Source organism: Blautia sp. DFI.1.216, assembly GCF_020594215.1.
GTDB lineage: Bacteria > Bacillota > Clostridia > Lachnospirales > Lachnospiraceae > Blautia_A > Blautia_A wexlerae.
Genome location: NZ_JAJDML010000064.1, coordinates 1 through 16535, shown reverse-complemented (window position 1 = coordinate 16535; position 16535 = coordinate 1). Strand labels below are relative to the sequence as shown.

General features: G+C 37.7%; 20 protein-coding genes. 19 read left to right on the top strand and 1 reads right to left on the bottom strand.

All coding sequences use genetic code 11. The annotated features are described in order from the left end of the window. The first annotated feature begins 609 nt into the window (after positions 1-609). The 10 genes from LJE11_RS16875 to LJE11_RS16830 all read left to right on the top strand — a co-directional run bounded on the left by LJE11_RS16875 (position 610) and on the right by LJE11_RS16830 (position 10469). Positions 610-1752, top strand: coding sequence for a transposase (locus LJE11_RS16875; RefSeq protein WP_173685593.1), 1143 nt, complete (start codon positions 610-612; stop codon positions 1750-1752). A gap of 12 nt (positions 1753-1764) precedes the next feature. Next, positions 1765-2802 carry a YqaJ viral recombinase family nuclease gene (locus LJE11_RS16870; RefSeq protein ID WP_117851336.1) on the top strand — a complete coding sequence of 346 codons (1038 nt, stop codon included), beginning with the start codon at positions 1765-1767 and terminating at the stop codon, positions 2800-2802. Next, entirely contained in the window at positions 2802-3203 is a 402-nt protein-coding gene (locus tag LJE11_RS16865) for a DUF7768 domain-containing protein (protein WP_117576790.1), read from the top strand. Before LJE11_RS16870 ends, LJE11_RS16865 begins: the two co-directional genes overlap by 1 nt. Further along, complete coding sequence (gene recD2 / locus LJE11_RS16860; protein WP_117576791.1) at positions 3181-5424, top strand: SF1B family DNA helicase RecD2; 2244 nt, start codon at positions 3181-3183, stop codon at positions 5422-5424. Before LJE11_RS16865 ends, recD2 begins: the two co-directional genes overlap by 23 nt. Before the next feature lie 89 nt (positions 5425-5513). Continuing rightward, a complete protein-coding gene (locus tag LJE11_RS16855) occupies positions 5514-6446 on the top strand; it encodes a hypothetical protein (protein WP_173763162.1) in 933 nt (310 codons plus the stop codon). Positions 6447-6521: 75 nt separating this feature from the next. Beyond that, a complete protein-coding gene (locus tag LJE11_RS16850) occupies positions 6522-7703 on the top strand; it encodes a CHC2 zinc finger domain-containing protein (protein WP_255656259.1) in 1182 nt (393 codons plus the stop codon). A gap of 46 nt (positions 7704-7749) precedes the next feature. After that, a complete protein-coding gene (gene srtB / locus LJE11_RS16845; protein ID WP_227296281.1) occupies positions 7750-8538 on the top strand; it encodes a class B sortase in 789 nt (262 codons plus the stop codon). A 3-nt stretch (positions 8539-8541) separates the two neighbouring features. Further along, positions 8542-8961 (top strand): hypothetical protein, encoded by a 420-nt coding sequence (locus LJE11_RS16840; protein WP_117843950.1) that lies wholly within the window; start codon positions 8542-8544, stop codon positions 8959-8961. Positions 8962-9152: 191 nt separating this feature from the next. Further along, positions 9153-10073, top strand: a complete 921-nt coding sequence (locus LJE11_RS16835; protein WP_117843951.1) for a ParM/StbA family protein — start codon at positions 9153-9155, stop codon at positions 10071-10073. Between the two features lie 15 nt (positions 10074-10088). After that, on the top strand, positions 10089-10469 hold the full coding sequence (locus LJE11_RS16830) for a stage III sporulation protein AF (protein WP_226824567.1): 381 nt from the start codon (positions 10089-10091) through the stop codon (positions 10467-10469). 144 nt (positions 10470-10613) lie between these two features. Here LJE11_RS16830 and LJE11_RS16825 read toward each other — a convergent pair whose 3' ends face one another. Continuing rightward, positions 10614-10964: a helix-turn-helix domain-containing protein gene (locus LJE11_RS16825; protein WP_118331594.1), complete on the bottom strand. Its 351-nt coding sequence runs from the start codon at positions 10962-10964 to the stop codon at positions 10614-10616. Positions 10965-11359: 395 nt separating this feature from the next. Here LJE11_RS16825 and LJE11_RS16820 point away from each other — a divergent pair, with 395 nt between their 5' ends. From LJE11_RS16820 to LJE11_RS16780, 9 genes are all read left to right on the top strand, one after another. After that, complete coding sequence (locus LJE11_RS16820) at positions 11360-11806, top strand: sigma-70 family RNA polymerase sigma factor (RefSeq protein ID WP_117843953.1); 447 nt, start codon at positions 11360-11362, stop codon at positions 11804-11806. Next, positions 11803-11991 carry a helix-turn-helix domain-containing protein gene (locus tag LJE11_RS16815; protein WP_054337518.1) on the top strand — a complete coding sequence of 63 codons (189 nt, stop codon included), beginning with the start codon at positions 11803-11805 and terminating at the stop codon, positions 11989-11991. The genes LJE11_RS16820 and LJE11_RS16815 overlap by 4 nt, the downstream gene beginning before the upstream one ends. 184 nt (positions 11992-12175) lie before the next feature. Beyond that, positions 12176-12358 (top strand): hypothetical protein, encoded by a 183-nt coding sequence (locus LJE11_RS16810; RefSeq protein WP_005342250.1) that lies wholly within the window; start codon positions 12176-12178, stop codon positions 12356-12358. 10 nt (positions 12359-12368) lie between these two features. Further along, positions 12369-13094, top strand: a complete 726-nt coding sequence (locus LJE11_RS16805) for a LytR/AlgR family response regulator transcription factor (protein ID WP_226824573.1) — start codon at positions 12369-12371, stop codon at positions 13092-13094. 99 nt (positions 13095-13193) lie between these two features. Beyond that, on the top strand, positions 13194-13349 hold the full coding sequence (locus LJE11_RS16800) for a hypothetical protein (RefSeq protein ID WP_054337519.1): 156 nt from the start codon (positions 13194-13196) through the stop codon (positions 13347-13349). A gap of 65 nt (positions 13350-13414) precedes the next feature. Next, the gene (locus LJE11_RS16795; RefSeq protein WP_054337520.1) at positions 13415-14470 is read left to right on the top strand and encodes a radical SAM protein; all 1056 of its coding nucleotides are present in this window, start codon (positions 13415-13417) and stop codon (positions 14468-14470) included. A 113-nt stretch (positions 14471-14583) separates the two neighbouring features. Continuing rightward, positions 14584-14946 carry a helix-turn-helix domain-containing protein gene (locus LJE11_RS16790; protein WP_054337521.1) on the top strand — a complete coding sequence of 121 codons (363 nt, stop codon included), beginning with the start codon at positions 14584-14586 and terminating at the stop codon, positions 14944-14946. After that, the gene (locus tag LJE11_RS16785; protein ID WP_054337522.1) at positions 14924-15634 is read left to right on the top strand and encodes a LytR/AlgR family response regulator transcription factor; all 711 of its coding nucleotides are present in this window, start codon (positions 14924-14926) and stop codon (positions 15632-15634) included. Before LJE11_RS16790 ends, LJE11_RS16785 begins: the two co-directional genes overlap by 23 nt. A 1-nt stretch (position 15635) precedes the next feature. Then, the gene (locus tag LJE11_RS16780; protein WP_227296279.1) at positions 15636-16508 is read left to right on the top strand and encodes a hypothetical protein; all 873 of its coding nucleotides are present in this window, start codon (positions 15636-15638) and stop codon (positions 16506-16508) included. Positions 16509-16535 lie beyond the last annotated feature (27 nt).

Here is a 16535-nt window from a genome sequence, read left to right as displayed (position 1 = left end):
AAAACATTTGTTGTCAAGGTTCAGTTTTTGGCTACGAGTTTTATTTTCGTAGCAAGGTACAATAGCGTAAGACTTGGTTTTGTCTTAACAATTTCATTAAGTAATTAACTGAGATTTTTTCAGATTGAACAGATTATGTACTTTTTATTAAAAATTTTTCTATAAACTTGAAAAAAGAGAGGTGGGATACGTGATATTTCAATATTTTAATTGAAGTCATATATGCAAAGCATAGTATTTAAGAACATACAATATATTGTGCATGAAGATTGACATATACTATATCATGTGCTACTATACTGCTATAGTTAATTTTATGCGTACCCATAGGGGGAGTTTTGGATTTGTATAAATCCGAAGACTCAAGGAGAGCAGTAAGGCTGCTTATTCCGCATAAGTTGTTTATGATTGTATAAAGTGTCACTATCTGTCCTTATGGGGCAATAGCGGCACTTTTGTTTTTTCGGTAATATTATCAGGGATATGAGAATGGATAGCGAAGGAATACTTCACTTTTCATTCTTTTTTTATGTCCTAATGAAAGGCAGGATTGCCACAATCAGCTTTGGCTGTTTATGGATAAATAAATTTAAGAAAGGTGGTACACACATGAAAGAAACAAAGATTTATGCAGATGAGTTTTGCACTACATTTACAAGTACAACGGAGATGCTGGAATTTCTGGCTGAGAGGGCAAAGCAGTCCAAGTGGATTCGTAAGCCTACCAGGATGCTAAAACTGGTTCCATTGGAAAAGGAGGCAGAAACCATTGAAGAAGCCTGTGAAAAAGAACTGGAAGGAATAGTAGAGGATACAGAAAAGAATACCCAGTTGGTATTAAAAGTGAACAAGGATTTTTATCCGGTTCGTGACTGTGCTATCCATACAATTCTGAAAAGAGCCGGCATTAATGGAACAGGATTAAAGAAACTGGAGAAAGCTACTTATGCAAAGGTAGTAAACTACTGTCTTCAGGTAGCGAAAGGAGATGCCTTAATCAAGGTGGCAGATGGAAAAGTATCTGCAGTACATGGCGGTGATGATCATGATTACTGTGTACTGGATATGCAGACAATCTTCAATATGACAAGTGATTATCTGAAAGCACATTTTAAGGGAAGTACGTATCTGGAGGGATCTGGAAGTTTTGACCATTCCATTGTGTCTGCTATGTGGACTTTAGGAGGAAATCAGGAACTTTTGGATACTTATCACCAGGCTTTGGAGGATCATGGAATTGAGGATAAGAGCCTTGCTCCTGCACTGCGCCTGACTACTTCTGATGTAGCAGTAAGTGGTGTGAATCTGTATCCCATGATGCTCTCACAAACCAGTAATCGTGTCATTAACCTGGGTAGTCCTATCAAACTGTCACATGATAGAGGGGCAACCTTACAGGATTTCCGGAATAATCTGGACAAAATTTTTTCCCGTTATCAGGAAGCGGTTAAAGGAATTGTTGGTTTGATGGATATAGATATCCAAAACCCTGTAAACTGTCTGCATCTGATTATGAAGGAACTCAAAATCAATCAGAAAATCCGAAACGAAGTAGTAGAGCTTTTTGTGGGACAATATGGGGAAGAACCATGCACAGCTCATGATCTTTATTTTGCCATGCACGAAGCTGCTTTCTTTGCTGCTTGTGAAGGATTTTCTGCACCACGGATTTTAAAATTGGAAGAAGATATTGCAAAAACACTGGTCTTTGACTGGAAAGGGTTTGATGTATATGGAACGATTAAATTATAAGGAGGAAATGAGATGAATACAGCATTAAATTATCAGCCGGAAGTTCTTGTTGATACAGCAGATTTGAGCCGAGAAGATTGGTTGGATTATCGGCGTCTTGGTATTGGTGGAAGCGATGCAGCGGCAATCATGGGCTTATCCCCATTTTCGACAATCAGGGATTTGTATTTCGATAAAATTGGTGTTACGCCAGTAATCGAAGAAGAGGAAGAAAACTGGGTAGCGAAAGAAGTGGGACACCGCCTGGAAGATTTGGTTGCCATGATTTTTGCCAAGAAGACTGGACTTGAAGTTTTCCCTGTACGAAAAATGTTCCGGCATCCGCTATATCCGTTTATGTTAGCGGATGTGGATTACTTTATCCGTTTTCCAGATGGCAGCATTGGGATTTTGGAATGTAAAACCTGTAATTACAATGCAAAAGACAAATGGGCAGATGATGGGATTCCTGAAAACTATGTTTTGCAGGTTCGTCATTATCTTGCAGTCATGAATATGAATAAGGCATATATTGCTTGCCTTTATGGAAACAATGAAAATGAATTTGTTTACCGGTGTCTGGAACGAGATAGAATGGAGGAAGAAGAACTCATTGACCAGGAGAAATACTTCTGGGAGGAATATGTGGAGAAGAAAATAGAACCACCGTATTCCGGAAAGCCAGATCTCATTTTGGCTAGTATCCGGAAATATAATGGTTACGCAGACAAATCAATTCCTGAAATCAGCATATCTAGCTTGGAATCACGCAGTCTTGAAAAATATCTCAAATTATCTGAAGAAAAATCCCAATTGGAAAAGAGAAAAAAGGAGATTGAAGCGGAACAACGTGCATTGAGCGTACCGTTTGTCGAGCTTCTTGGACAAGGGTGTAAGGCAGTGATCGAGGATGGGAGTTTCCGTTACCGGATTACTTATAATCCTACGATACGCACCCAGATTGGAAAAGAAAATATGGAGAAACTGAAAAATCAGCATCCGGATATCTACGAAGAATACACAAGCACTACAGAAAGCAGGATTTTCCGGATTAAAAAGGAGGTTGCATAATGTTACAAGGAAAAAAGGCATATATTTGTTCTCCGCTGTCTGCCCCGAATCCAGAGGGAATGCAGCATAATATGGAACTGGCAAAATACTATCTCATGCAGATGAAAAGGCTGTATCATTGCCGTACTTTTGCTTCACATGCACATCTTCCGTTAATGTTGGATGACCGTATCCCAGAAGAGCGTGAGACTGCAATGCAGATTGGAGCTTTGATGCTGGATTTATGTGAAGTATTAATAATTTGTGGTTCCTGCATCAGCGAGGGAATGAGAAGAGAGATTCAGACAGCATTTGAAAAAGGAAAAGACGTTTATTGGTATGATTCCAAGATGAAATCAGGCGAATTGATGAAAGTAGAGAACTGGAGGAGCATAGACGATGAGGTGCAAATATATACGTAAGATTTTTCAAAATGAGGAAAACGGATATACGGTTGCGTTATTTTCCACGCTGGATCATGAGGTTCCTCTTTCTGCCAGAGATAAATTTTGGGCAGACAAAAAAATCATTGCGTTTACTGCAAAAGGATATGACCTGCCTCTTACGGATGAAATCGAAATAGAGATGGAAGGCGAGTGGGAGACAAATTCCCATGGAACACAATACAAGGTAGAAACTTTTTTGGAAGTTGTACCTAGAACAAGGGAAGGTATCTTAGGATACCTTTCTTGTGGTTCTTTAAAAGGAATTGGTCCCAAAACGGCAGAACGGATTGTCAATCGTTTTGGTCTGGATACCTTGGAGGTAATGGAAAAGTATCCACAGGAATTATTAAAGATTCAGGGGATATCTCAGAAAAAACTGGACCGTATTGTGGATTCTTTTGGAAAAAACAAAGTATTCCGGGAATTGATGACTTTTTTATCACCGTTTCATGTTACGCCTAAAAAAGCAAATATGATTTTTCAGAAGTTTCGGGATCAATCCGTAGAAATCATTCGGAAGCAGCCTTATATACTTTGCTCAGTCAAAGGGTTTGGTTTTCTCACTGTGGATGCCATTGCAAGGCAGTGCTGTGCTGCAACAAATGATCCTATGCGTATTTCCGGATGCGTCAGCTATGTGCTGCGGGAAGCCATGAAGCAGAACGGACATTTATATCTGGAGCAGGAAATTCTGGTAAAAGATGCATTGAAGGTTCTGAATAAAGAACTGAATCTTCAGCCGGTGACGGAAACAGAGATTTTAAAAGTGTTATATCGTCTGGTCATGCAGGACAGTATCGTGGTAGAAGAGAATAGGGTTTACATTACCCAACAGCATCAGGAAGAAGAGGATACAGCCTCTATGATTGCAAGAAAATTGCATGAGCGAATTCCAGTTCTTACGATTGAAAAGGAACTGGAGGAAGCACAGGAGGATTTAAACATAACATTATCCGAACAGCAGAAAGAAGCAGTACGTATGGTTTTTGCAAACCCGATCAGCATTATTACTGGAGGACCTGGAACCGGAAAAACAACGGTTTTGAAGATCATCTTGTATATCTATCAGAAAAAATGCGGGAATGAAGTAAAACTGATGGCACCGACTGGACGTGCCGCAAGGCGAATGGCAGAGAGTACCGGAAGTGGAGATGCAACTACGATGCACATGGCATTGGGGCTTTTTGGTGATGGTGATTATGAAGCACTTATAGATGAATTGTCCGCAGATTTTATTAATGTGGATGAGGTATCTATGGTAGATATGCACCTTGCCTATGAATTTTTTTACAAGGTAAAAGCAGGAGCCAGAGTGCTTTTGGTAGGAGATGTCCACCAGCTTCCTTCTGTAGGAGCAGGAGATGTGTTCCGGCAGCTTATCTTGTGCGGGAAAATACCGGTTACTGTTTTAAATCTGGTATATCGCCAGGGGAAGGACAGCAACATCCCCATAAATGCTCAACTTATCAATGAAGGAAAGACAAACCTGCAATGGGGGGATGATTTCCAGATGGTCGAATGTTCAGGAGCAGATGCGGCGGCACAAATTGTTAAAAATATCTATCTCAAGGAAATTCAGATGTATGGTATGGAGCAAGTACAGATACTCTCTCCATATAAAGTGAGAAGTGCAGCCGGTGTCTTGGAACTGAACCGCAGTCTGCAGGACGAGGTAAATCCCCCTGTATCCGGAAAAAGGGAGCTTCATCTTGGCGGTGAGATATTTCGGGAAGGTGACAGAATCCTTCAAAACAAGAATACAGAATTTGCCAGTAACGGAGATTTGGGTACATTGGTACAGATTGCTGAAGATGAGGACAATAACCCTCTGGTTCAAATCGTATTTACAGATGGCCGCAGGGTGAAGTATGAGGCAGAGCAGGTGGAAATGATTGAACATGCAAACGCCATAACCATACACAAAAGCCAAGGAAGCGAGTGCCAGGTGGTCATCATTCCGTGGTTAAAAGCTTTTTATCCCATGCTGAAGCGGAACATCTTTTATACGGGAATCACCAGGGCAAAACAGCGTGTTTATATTGTTGGGGAATGGAAAGCCGTTTGTCAGGCAATCCACACAGATGATACGGGAACCAGAAAGACGATGCTGGCAGTAAAAATACAACAGTATTGTGAACGGTATCAGAGACAGGAAAACAGACGGATCCCTGCAACAATTTGCAACCGGGCTGTGTAAAAAAATAGCAAAATAGTTCAATGTTGAGAATTGGCAGGTTATTACTTTATGAAGGGATGTCCTGCCGGTTCCAAAGAAAGGAGCAGGCAATGAGCGAATTATTATATAACAAGTCAAAAGCAGTAGAAGAACTGAATAAAGTGGAAGGATTTTATCCTCTGGAACTTGCCAGAGTTATTTCTAATGAAGGGCAGGAGGAACAACGGTATCTGGATGTGAAATATCGGAAGCTGTGGTTCCGTCTGGTAAATCCTACAGGCAAGATTATCAGCCGGATTGTTCACTTTACCGAAAATATGGCAGTCGTAGAAGCCAGAATTTATCTGGATAAGTGTGATCAGGAAGATAATTATATTGCAAATTCCTTTTCACAGAAGTTTCGTACAGCAGATATACAGTTTGGGGATAAATTTCTTGAAATGGCAGAAACAGCGGCAATTGGGCGAGCTTTGGCAGATGCTGGGTATGGCCTGCAATTTGCTGATGTAGGGGAAGGAAATGATCCAATGCAGGTAGATGCAGGAATTCCTGTAAATCAGGGAACACAGATGCAGACTGCGATGCCAGCACAAACCCCTGCACCAGGAATGCAGCAGACTCCCAATCAGTCAGCAGGAACCATGCCATCATTTCCGCCTCAAGCAACTCCGGGGCAGCAGATGATGGAACAGTTTTATCAAGAAGCACAAGCCAATGGAAATACGATTGGCGGGGTAACGGGTACAGGACAGATGACAAATCCGGTAATGAGTCCGGCAACTGGATCTGTACCAGTTATGCAGCAGATGCCTTCTAAGCCGCAATTTCTGGATCCCAATATGCCAGTGGAAGAACTGGTGAAATGGATGAGTTATGAGCAGGCAATACAAGTAGCCGTAACAGGACAGGGAAAATTTAGTGGAAAAACCATGGGACAGGTTGCAATAGAAAGTCCTTCCAGCTTGCAATGGTTCGCAGAACAGTATCATGGACAGAACCATTTCATACCGGCGGCAGCCAGAGTAATTCTTGCAAAGGCATAGCAAATAGCCGGCTTAACATTCTTTCCACAGCCAATAAAGGCTGTGGAAGAAAGGAGGAACCATAGAGTGTATGATATGTCAGGCTTTAGCTACGATATCACAGATGTCGTGCATTTACTGCAGCTTAGAGTACGGCATAAAAATTCTTCGTCAATGGATGTGAATTGTCCATTTTGTGGAGAAACAAAAGGGAAAATGAATGTTAATCTTCAGAAAAATGTGTTCCGTTGTAATCGGTGTGATGCTTCCGGTGGAATGCTAGAATTATACGGAAGACTGCATGGTGTTTCCAGTGCAGAGGCAAACCGACAAATCCGGGAAGCTCTGGGAAAGGGGGAATACCGGACGGATTATCAGGTAGTTCATAAAGAAGAGCCTGTAGAAATTTTCAATGCCGAGTTAGCGGATGCAGATGTCATTGACCGAACATATCAAGAAATGTTGTCGTTATTGACCTTAAATGATAAACATCAGGAAGATCTTAAAAAAAGAGGGCTGACGAAAGAACAGATCGAGATACAGAGGTATCGTAGTGTACCGTTGTTTGGAATTAAAAACATGGTACAAAAACTGTTGGAATCCGGACAGACAGTAAAAGGTGTGCCAGGATTTTATGAAGATCAAGATGGGAAATGGACAATTAATTTTACTTCTAAAAATTCTGGGATTTTGATACCGATTCGATCCATGGAAGGAAAAATACAAGGATTTCAGATACGGTTGGATCAGGTAATGGAGGGACGGAAGTATATCTGGCTTTCCAGTGTGAAATTCCAAAATGGAGTATCATCAGGGAGTCCGGTACATGTCATAGGAAGTCTGGACGCAGAACAGATCTATTTAACAGAAGGTGCATTAAAAGGTACGATAGCCCACTATTTATCTGGAGATACGTTCATTTGCGTTGCAGGTGTCAATCAGTACAGAAATTTAAAGCCAGTTTTGGAAACACTGAAAAGCAGGCATCTGCAGCACCTATATGAAGCTTATGATATGGATAAAAAAATGAAGGTATATTGTGATGGGGATTCTGAGAAATGTGATGCCTGTCAACGTAAACTAGCCACTTTTTATTGTCCGCATAAGATGCAGAAACGGCAGATTCTACAGAACGCTTGTAGAAAGGTGTATGAAATCTGTAGTGGATTGTCTATTTCCATGAGCCGTATGGTTTGGGACATGGATTCTTATGGTGAGTGGAATGGGCAGATCAAAGGAATTGATGATTATTACTATGTATTGAAAAATACGGGGTAAATATGGACCGGGCAAGTTGTCCGGTCTTATGGAAGAGGAGGATTCGATGAAACGAAAGAAAATTTACGGTATATTTATGCTTGTAGCCATTGCTGTTTTTTTATTTGCAGGAGGAAGGATATTGCAAATTTATTTGAATTATCAGGAAAGTCAAAAAGTCTATAAGCAGATGGAAGGGTTTACACAAAAGATAGAGGATCAAGACCTGTCACCAGAAGCGGTTCCAGGGGAAACAACAGGGGAGGTCGTAGAACAGGGATTCCTACAGGTGGATTTTAACAAGCTGGAAGAAATCAATCCAGATGTCATTGCATGGATTGAGATTCCTGGTTTGGAAATTAGTTATCCGGTAGTCCAGGGGAGGGATAATGACTATTATCTGCATCACCTGATTACGGGAGAAAATCATAAAAGTGGCAGTATTTTTATGGACTTTCACAACCAGGAGAATTTATCAGACAGAAATTCCATTATCTATGGGCATAATATGAAGGATGGGAGCATGTTTGGAACCCTGGATCAGTATCAGTCACAGGCACTTTATCGAAACTATCCCTGTTTTTATATGTATGTGCCAGGATATATTTATGAGTATCAGATTTTTTCCTGTTATGCAGCACCGACGGATCATCCAGCATATACTTATGATTTTCCTACTTCTGAGGACTATGAAGTTTTTCTGGAAACACTACAAAGAAGTGCTGAGTATAACACAGGGATGACAGTTACCGAGGAGGATCAGGTAGTGACCTTATCAACTTGTGTAAATACCCGAAAGGATTATCGCTATTTAGTACATGGAAAACTGAAACAGAAAATAAAAATGGAGGAATAACAGATGTTAGATTTTGAATATGCAAAGGCATTGGCAGAGGTTGTGCTGGATACAACTTGCAGCGAAAAAGAAAGAGAAGTACGGCTGGAGTGTTCAACCCAAATATTTGGCAGAGCAAATGCTTATTTAAAGAAAGGCTTCTTACCCGATGTGGTAGAGGCTTTTTTTGTGCGAAAAATGAAAGGTTTGCCACTGGTATCGACAAAGCAGGATATGCAGGATTTTTTGAAAGTCAGTACACCCCATTATTTTGGCGGGAAATTTACAGTTAGTAATATTCCGTATTATTCAGAGGAAGAAGAACTGCTACTTTGGTCAGAAACATCACTTCGTGGTCCATTGATTACAGCCGGATACGAACGCTATATGGAACTGTTTAAAAAGATTTTGCCTCAAAAGGCAGAACAGATTAATTTTTTATAAAGAGAAATAATTCGAATGAGGACTGGAAATATATGGTGGTTTAAAGATAAATGTTAAAAATTATTATATAGGAAGAAAGCATCTGTCTGTAGCAAAATGCTGCAGACAGGATATTTTTTTGAAAAAAAGTTGCTTTGTACGGAAGCTCTGCGTACAAGAGAAGTATAAAGAAAAAAAGGAGAGATGATTTTATGATAAAAAAAGTTCGGATTGCGGTAGACCATGGCAATAGAAATATGAAAACCTGTTCCCAGGTATTTACGACAGGGCTTACCATTCAGGATAAAAAGCCTGCCAGAGGGGAAAAGTTCCTGTTCTATGAGGGAAAGTATTATGTGCTGAGTGAAAATAGGATTCCTTATCAAAGAGATAAAACGCAGGATGATCGATTTTTTATCCTTACTCTATTTGCAATCGTAAAAGAGCTGGAGGAAAACCCTCAAATTCAGCCGGAGGATGTCATTCAGGTGGATCTTCCGATTGGGCTGCCACCCAAGCATTATGCAGAACTTTGTGAACGGTATGAAGCATATTTTAAAAGACAAGGGAAAATCCATGATATCAATTACTGTGGTAGGACATATCATATCACCATTGGAGAGGTAATGGCATTTCCACAGGACTATGCGGCTATGATGACTATGATTGAAAAGCTGCAGCAGATTCCCAAAGTAGTAGGAATTGATATAGGAGGATTTACTACAGACTATCTGCTGATGCGGAAAGGTAATCCGGATATGGAAGCCTGTGATTCTATGGAAAAAGGTGTGATTACCATGTATAACAAGATTATTTCCGGGATTAACAGTGAATATGATATTTTGTTAGAGGAAAGTGATATTGACAGTATCCTTCAGGGAAACACAGAGTTTTATGAAGAGGCTGTAGTCCGTATGACAGAAGGTATGGTGCAGGATTTTGTAAAGGATCTGCTGAACAGTATTCGAGAAAGAGGCATAGATACCAAAGCAGCATATACGGTATTTATTGGAGGCGGGGCAAAGCTATTGAGCCATTTTCTGGAACAATCGGACCGTCTGGGGAAATATACCTTTATTGAGGATATTTCTGCCAATGCCAAAGGATATGACAGACTGTTTCAGATTATGTAGAGGAGTGTGATAAATGTGGAGAAAAAGAATCCCTATAAATTCACACTTGGATTTGATAAAACAAAGCCGACACATGTATGTGCGGCAGAGATTTTAAATTCCGTAAGGGATAAAGCCGACTTAATCGCATCAGCAGTGGTTGCTCATATAGATGGCGGCAGTACAGAAAAAGGGGCTGTATTGAACCAAGAAGCTTTGCAGATTATGATGTTGGAATTGGTAAAGCAAGAAGTGGAAAAAGCAATGCAGAATTATTTTTCAAAACAGGAGAATGTTCAAGTGGAAGAAGAAACAGAGGAAGATGTAATAGAGAAACAGAAGATATCTGAATTTGTCCTTGCACCTGAAGTTGCCAAAAGCGTTAGAGATGCAATGAGTGCATTTAGAAATAGATAGAAAATAAAAAAGAAGCATCGGATTTTTGAGTGCTTCTTTTTTGTTGCACATTTATGCCAGTTCACAGGAACCTCACAGATTCCGCACAGGTTTCTCACAGATTTCATCCGTATAATGAAAAATCAGATATTGTCAGAAAAAAGCTTAATTGAGTGTATCCTTTTCTTTCAATGCAGAAAGAAGCCCACGCAAGGTGCGTAGGGCAATTTGCCGCTCGTCTTCAGAGCAGTTTTGCAGTTCTTTCATAATCTGATAGGTAGTAGTGTCTGGTTCTTTTCGCTCATCCTGAACAGCTGCATCAATTGAAATATCCAGAAATTGAGCAATTGGGATTAAAGTTGCAAGTTCCGGATTGCCATTACAGGTTTCAATATCCGAAATGGTTCGGGTGGACACACCGGCTTGTTCTGCAAGTTTTGCTTGTGACAGACCACGCCTTTCTCTTTCACTTCTTACCATATAGCCTAATTTTTTCTTGACGGTATCCATCAGCATCCGCATCACCTCACTTATTGTTTTATTTTATCGTAGATTGATAGTAAGAGAAACGCATTATAGTGCATGAAGATACGCAATATAATGTGAATTGCGGGGCAGGAGAACCTACAAGGGAGGAGCATCTATGTTGCAAGGAAAGACAAGGCACTTGTGTAATGATTCGTCAAAAAAATCTTGCTTTTGCAGGGGTGCCAAAAGGGTTATTTATATGCAGTATATGCGTTAATATATGAAGTCACCGTGCAGGATGATGCATGGGATAAGAAAGATGTCGAGCCAGAAGAAATGTGGTTCGGCGTTTTCTTTTACCAAAATAAAAATATCCTTCACAGATGCAGATCTCCACCTCTGAAATTTGGAAACTTATTGATTTCAAATTTCGGAGGTAGAAAATGAAAGAAGAACAAAAATATAATGGATCTAAAACAAGAAATTATTTCACTGCTTACTTGCTGGCATCTATAAGGGGAAAAAGACTTCGGTATCTGGAAAAGCAGCAGAAAATATTATTTGCAGAGGAAAATCTGGAAGATAAAGAATATACAGATGCGGATATTTCTCCAGAGGAAAGGCTGGAATTGGAACAGAAAGAACAACTGCTTATGGAAGAAGCACAGGGGATATATCCAGAGTGGAACGAAATGACGGATATAAGCCTTATAGAAGCCATGTTTTCTTTGCAGGAAGAAGAACGGAAGCTTATTTATCAGCATGTCTTTGAGGAGCGTACTTTTAAGGAGATGAGCATCTTAAATCAGATGACGGAAGAACGCTGTAAAGGTGCGTATTATTGGGCTATCCGCAAAATACGAAAGAGAATGGGAGGAAAGAAATCATGAATTTTAAAGAATTGTTATATCGGGCAAGACAAGGGGATGAAGATGCTATTCTGGAAATATTTGAAATGTACCGACCACTCTTGATTAAAAATGCCTTGGTAGATGGAATCTTTGATGAAGATCTGTACCAGGAATTGACAGCAGAATTGTTGAAGTGCATACGGTATTTTAGGGATGTAGAATAGAATTATAGGAGGTGTAGCGGTATAATCCATACACCTCCCTAGAGCATATTCTGCCATTTTTAGTAAATGGATTACATAATTATAATTGCCAATTAGGCAATAAAAAACGCAATTGAAACAAGAATACTAGACGGGATAAACTAAAATCCCCTAATATAGTAAAAAATAGTAGGAGGAAATTTCGATGGAGATGAACCAAAAAGAATGTGGAATAGTGTGCAAAGAAAATGGTACGGAGCAAATAGAAAAAGTAACAGAGGAAGAATGGAAATTATTAAAACAATATAGAAATTTGTGTGAAGAAAATAAATTAACCATCAACATTTTGATCCAGCGATTATTAGCACACGAGAAAGGCAGGGAATAAGTTGATTAAAGTGGCATTATGTGATGATATTATTGACTATAATAAAAAAATGGAGAGTTATATCGAAAAATATGGAAATGAAAATCATGTAGAAGTCAAAATTACTTCGTATGGAAGTGGCAGTCAGTTATTATTGAATTATCAGAAACGAAAGTTTGATGTTATATTTTTGGATGTGTCTATGCCTGAAATGGATGGATTTGAAACAGCAGAGGAGATTCGGAAGAGTGATACTGATGTTTCAATCGTTTTTTGTACTTCTTATTATACAATCACTAATGCAGGGAAAGGCTTTGAAGTTGCGGCAGAAGATTTTTTATCAAAACCTTTACTGTATAGAAAAGTTGAGAATATCTTAAACAAAATATATAAAAAGAAATTGTTGAATGCAGAGGAAAAATTATTTTTGAAATGTCACGATGGATTGATTACGCTGCAACTTTCCGATATAATCTATATACAAACAGAAAACAAGCTGTTGATCTTACATACAATTCATGGAGATGTGCAAAGTAGCCAAAGAATGAGTGAACTGGAGAAGCGTTTAAGCAAAAAGCAATTTTTTCGCTGTCATAATAGTTATATGGTCAATTTTGATTATGTTGAAGGGGTTAAGAAAGATAGTGTGTTAATCAAAGATAAAGTTCAGAAGTTAAAGACTATTCCAATAAGTAAATATAAGAAAGAAGAGTTCATGAGAGCATTAGCTAGATATGTGGGAAAATGGGAAAACTGAAAATCTATGTCAAAAATATGTTGATTTATACAAAGAATATTGTTGTATGGAAAAAAATGGATTATAGTCCTCATATACTAAACAGAAAGGAGAAAAAACATGGTTAATACTGAAACAACAGAAGAGTTCGTAAAAGAACTGGATTTAACAGAGGAAGAAATAGAAAGTTATACCGGATGTTCTGAAAGAACGCAGAGATGTTTAACTGATTGCCCATGGCCATTTCCAGGGGCATACATTAATGAAGCTAGTTAAAACAAAGAACCGTGTAGCCTATCGGATATGATAGTCTGTGCGGTTTCTTTTTTGGAGGAAAGTATATGTATACAATTACTTTAGAAGTAAACCAAATATGTAATTTACGTTGTACATATTGTTATCTTGGAAGAAAGACAAACCAAAAGATGTCCGAACAGATAGCATACAAAGGATTGGAAATTGCATTTTTAAATGCGGAAAATCATAGAGATCGAAGATTATGGGTGGATTTTGTAGGTGGAGAGGCACTCTTAAGTCTTTCATTTTTAAAGCATTTGGTGGATTATATAGAGGGGCAGGCATTAAAAAGAAATATTTTAGTGACATATTCTATCACGACAAATGGAACTATTTTAAATGATGAGATTTTAGCATGGCTGATTAAATATAGAATTCATTTAAAAGTAAGTATTGATGGAGATGAGGAAACCCATAATAAAAACAGAAAGAGGATTGATGGTGTTGGAAGTTATTCTAATATTATTGAAAACTGTATGTATTTCAAAGAATACGAGAAGAGAACCAAGCAATATATTCAGGCAGCACATGTTGTTACACAGAATAATTATGGGGAAACATTTGAATCTGTTTGCCATTTAGTTGAAAATCTAAATTTTAGCATAGTGGATTCTTCTATTGATGTTATGAATAGATGGACAACCGATCAGTTGGATGGTTTGGCTGATGAATGGGAAAAAGTATTACGTTACTATTTAAAAAGGAAAAAAGCAGGAAAAGCATTTCTTTGGGGACCAATTTTAGATTTGAAGAAATACGGAGAAAATAATGGAGAATCAGGATTTTGTGGTGTAGGTCTTATTCAAATATATATAAAGGTGGATGGGAGAATCTTTGGTTGTGCGGCAAATTTAGAAGATAGTGGGTGCATTGGAGATGTTGAAAATGGATTGTCTAAGGAATGTATCAAAAGATTGAGGAAAATAGGAAAAGAAGGTAATATGTGTTCAAAATGCAGCTTTGCTGTGAAGTGCCAAAGCAAAAATTGCATCATGAACAGTTTGGCATATAGTGGAACAGTAGGTGAACATAATCCTGATATGTGTTATTTTGAAAGGAAAAAGAGGAATCTATGGGAGATATATGCTCCTCAATTATAATTTTTTGAAAATAAAACTTGAAATATGGGTAAAAATACGCTATTTTTATTATAAATACCAACTTATGAAGTGACTGGTAGTAAGTGTTTTATTATATTGATGTGGTGGTGAAAATGAATATAATTAGGCGAAAGAGAAAGGAATTGGGGATTTCTCAAAAAGAATTAAGCGAAAAGTTAGGTACGAGTCAACAGACAATCAGCAGGATTGAAAAGGCAGATATTGAAAATATTCCCTGTAGCTTATTGGTGAAACTGGCAAATATATTTGACATACCAATAGATGTTTTGGTATATGGAGATAATAGTGATTTGTGTAAAAGTCAAATTGAAGAATTATGGGATGTTTTTCAAAAGTTAGATGAGATAAATAAAGCTACGTTATTGTTGATGGGAAGAAGGCTAAATGAAGCACAGATGGAAAATATGCTGAAGAAGCAGATAGGTGATATGAGTGATAAAAATAGCGATATGTGATGATGAAAAATATTTTGTAGATACAGTTGAAAAAATGCTAAAAATTTATGCAGAGAAAAATGGTAAGGACTTTTGTATAAAAAAATATACAAAGCCGTTGCAGTTAATGGAATCTTTAAAAGAAGAATTCCAAATTTTCTTTTTGGATATAGAGATGCCTGCGATGGATGGCATGGAGTTGGTGGATATTATCCGCAGACATGATGAAAAATCAATTATTCTTTATGTATCATCTCATAATGAATTTTTAGGGGTTGGATATAAGTATGATGTCCAAAATTTTATTACAAAACCAATTACACAAGTACAGATTAATTGTGAAATGAATAGAGCATTAAGAAAACTAGAGTCATATGAGCAAAAATACATAGCAGTAAAGAATGAGAAAGGATACTTTAAACTATTTCTTTCCGATATAGAATACATTGAAACCGTGAAACGAAAGGTTTTATTTCATCTACGAAATGGAAATCAGGAAGATGGATATTTTAAAATGAGAGATTTAGAAGAACGCTTGGAAAAATACTATTTTGTACGTTGTCATAATGGTATTATTGTAAATGTCGATTGTATTGAATCATTACATGATCTTACCACTACACTTTATTCCGGAGCTAAAATTTATATTACACGGTCTAGAAAACAAAACCTAATGAAAAAAATGGCAGAACGGGGAGGAAGTGTATAGTGTGTATGCACAGAGTATTATAAAGAATCTTTTTTCAATAATTAATATTTTTCTGATTACATATTTGTTGATTGATAGAAAAAACAATCAAGAGTATCGAAAGAAAAATTGGTATTCCTATGTTTTGTGCATTGGAAGTATTTTTCTGGTGCGGGTAATGGAGAATGGGGTATCCATACATATCGTTTATAATTATATTACGATTGTGATTATTGTCATGTTTATAGGACATTTTTTATTTCAACGGAATATGAAATATTGTATTTTGATAGGCAGTATTTTCTTATCTATTTCGTTATTAGGGCAATTACTAAGCAGTATTTTCCTATATCCATATAGTGGAAATAGAGTATTAGCTGAATTACCAGGAATATACCAAGTGGTGATGATGGTAATTGCAGAAAGTGTTATTATTGCCGGATGTTTGACATTAAAGAAAATTATAGAAAGAATTCCACCGCATTTATCAAGCATTAATGTGATGACAATTTTCATCCCGTTATTGCTTAATATTATAGTTATGGCAGTATGTACCGATAACCTATATAATGATAAAAAGGTAATTATTGGAAACATATGGTCAGTTATTACAATATCAATAGTTCCTATTGTTATGTTTTTAGGAACTGTCTGTAACATAGTGATTTTGGAGAACTACTTAAATGTAAAAAAAATCGAAAATGAAAAAAAGCTTCAAATAAGTGAGATGAGCTTGCAGTATGATTATTATATGAAACAATCGAAAGATATGGAAAATATCCGCAGGCTTTCCCATGATATAAAAAATCATTTGGAGGCATTGAAAGAAAATATAGAGCCAGAACAAAAAATAGAGTATATTAATGGTACACCACTTTACAAGTTTTGTGATTGATGTTTCTGATTGAAAATCAATGAATCC

Coding starts and splice junctions, on each gene's coding strand:
- LJE11_RS16790 (WP_054337521.1), top strand. CDS start 14,584: ATGAATATAATTAGGCGAAAGAGAAAGGAATTGGGGATTTCTCAAAAA.
- LJE11_RS16870 (WP_117851336.1), top strand. CDS start 1,765: ATGAATACAGCATTAAATTATCAGCCGGAAGTTCTTGTTGATACAGCA.
- srtB (WP_227296281.1), top strand. CDS start 7,750: ATGAAACGAAAGAAAATTTACGGTATATTTATGCTTGTAGCCATTGCT.
- LJE11_RS16850 (WP_255656259.1), top strand. CDS start 6,522: ATGTCAGGCTTTAGCTACGATATCACAGATGTCGTGCATTTACTGCAG.
- LJE11_RS16800 (WP_054337519.1), top strand. CDS start 13,194: ATGGTTAATACTGAAACAACAGAAGAGTTCGTAAAAGAACTGGATTTA.
- recD2 (WP_117576791.1), top strand. CDS start 3,181: ATGAGGTGCAAATATATACGTAAGATTTTTCAAAATGAGGAAAACGGA.
- LJE11_RS16835 (WP_117843951.1), top strand. CDS start 9,153: ATGATAAAAAAAGTTCGGATTGCGGTAGACCATGGCAATAGAAATATG.
- LJE11_RS16815 (WP_054337518.1), top strand. CDS start 11,803: ATGAATTTTAAAGAATTGTTATATCGGGCAAGACAAGGGGATGAAGAT.
- LJE11_RS16820 (WP_117843953.1), top strand. CDS start 11,360: ATGAAAGAAGAACAAAAATATAATGGATCTAAAACAAGAAATTATTTC.
- LJE11_RS16865 (WP_117576790.1), top strand. CDS start 2,802: ATGTTACAAGGAAAAAAGGCATATATTTGTTCTCCGCTGTCTGCCCCG.
- LJE11_RS16810 (WP_005342250.1), top strand. CDS start 12,176: ATGGAGATGAACCAAAAAGAATGTGGAATAGTGTGCAAAGAAAATGGT.
- LJE11_RS16825 (WP_118331594.1), bottom strand. CDS start 10,964: ATGCTGATGGATACCGTCAAGAAAAAATTAGGCTATATGGTAAGAAGT.
- LJE11_RS16795 (WP_054337520.1), top strand. CDS start 13,415: ATGTATACAATTACTTTAGAAGTAAACCAAATATGTAATTTACGTTGT.
- LJE11_RS16855 (WP_173763162.1), top strand. CDS start 5,514: ATGAGCGAATTATTATATAACAAGTCAAAAGCAGTAGAAGAACTGAAT.
- LJE11_RS16840 (WP_117843950.1), top strand. CDS start 8,542: ATGTTAGATTTTGAATATGCAAAGGCATTGGCAGAGGTTGTGCTGGAT.
- LJE11_RS16875 (WP_173685593.1), top strand. CDS start 610: ATGAAAGAAACAAAGATTTATGCAGATGAGTTTTGCACTACATTTACA.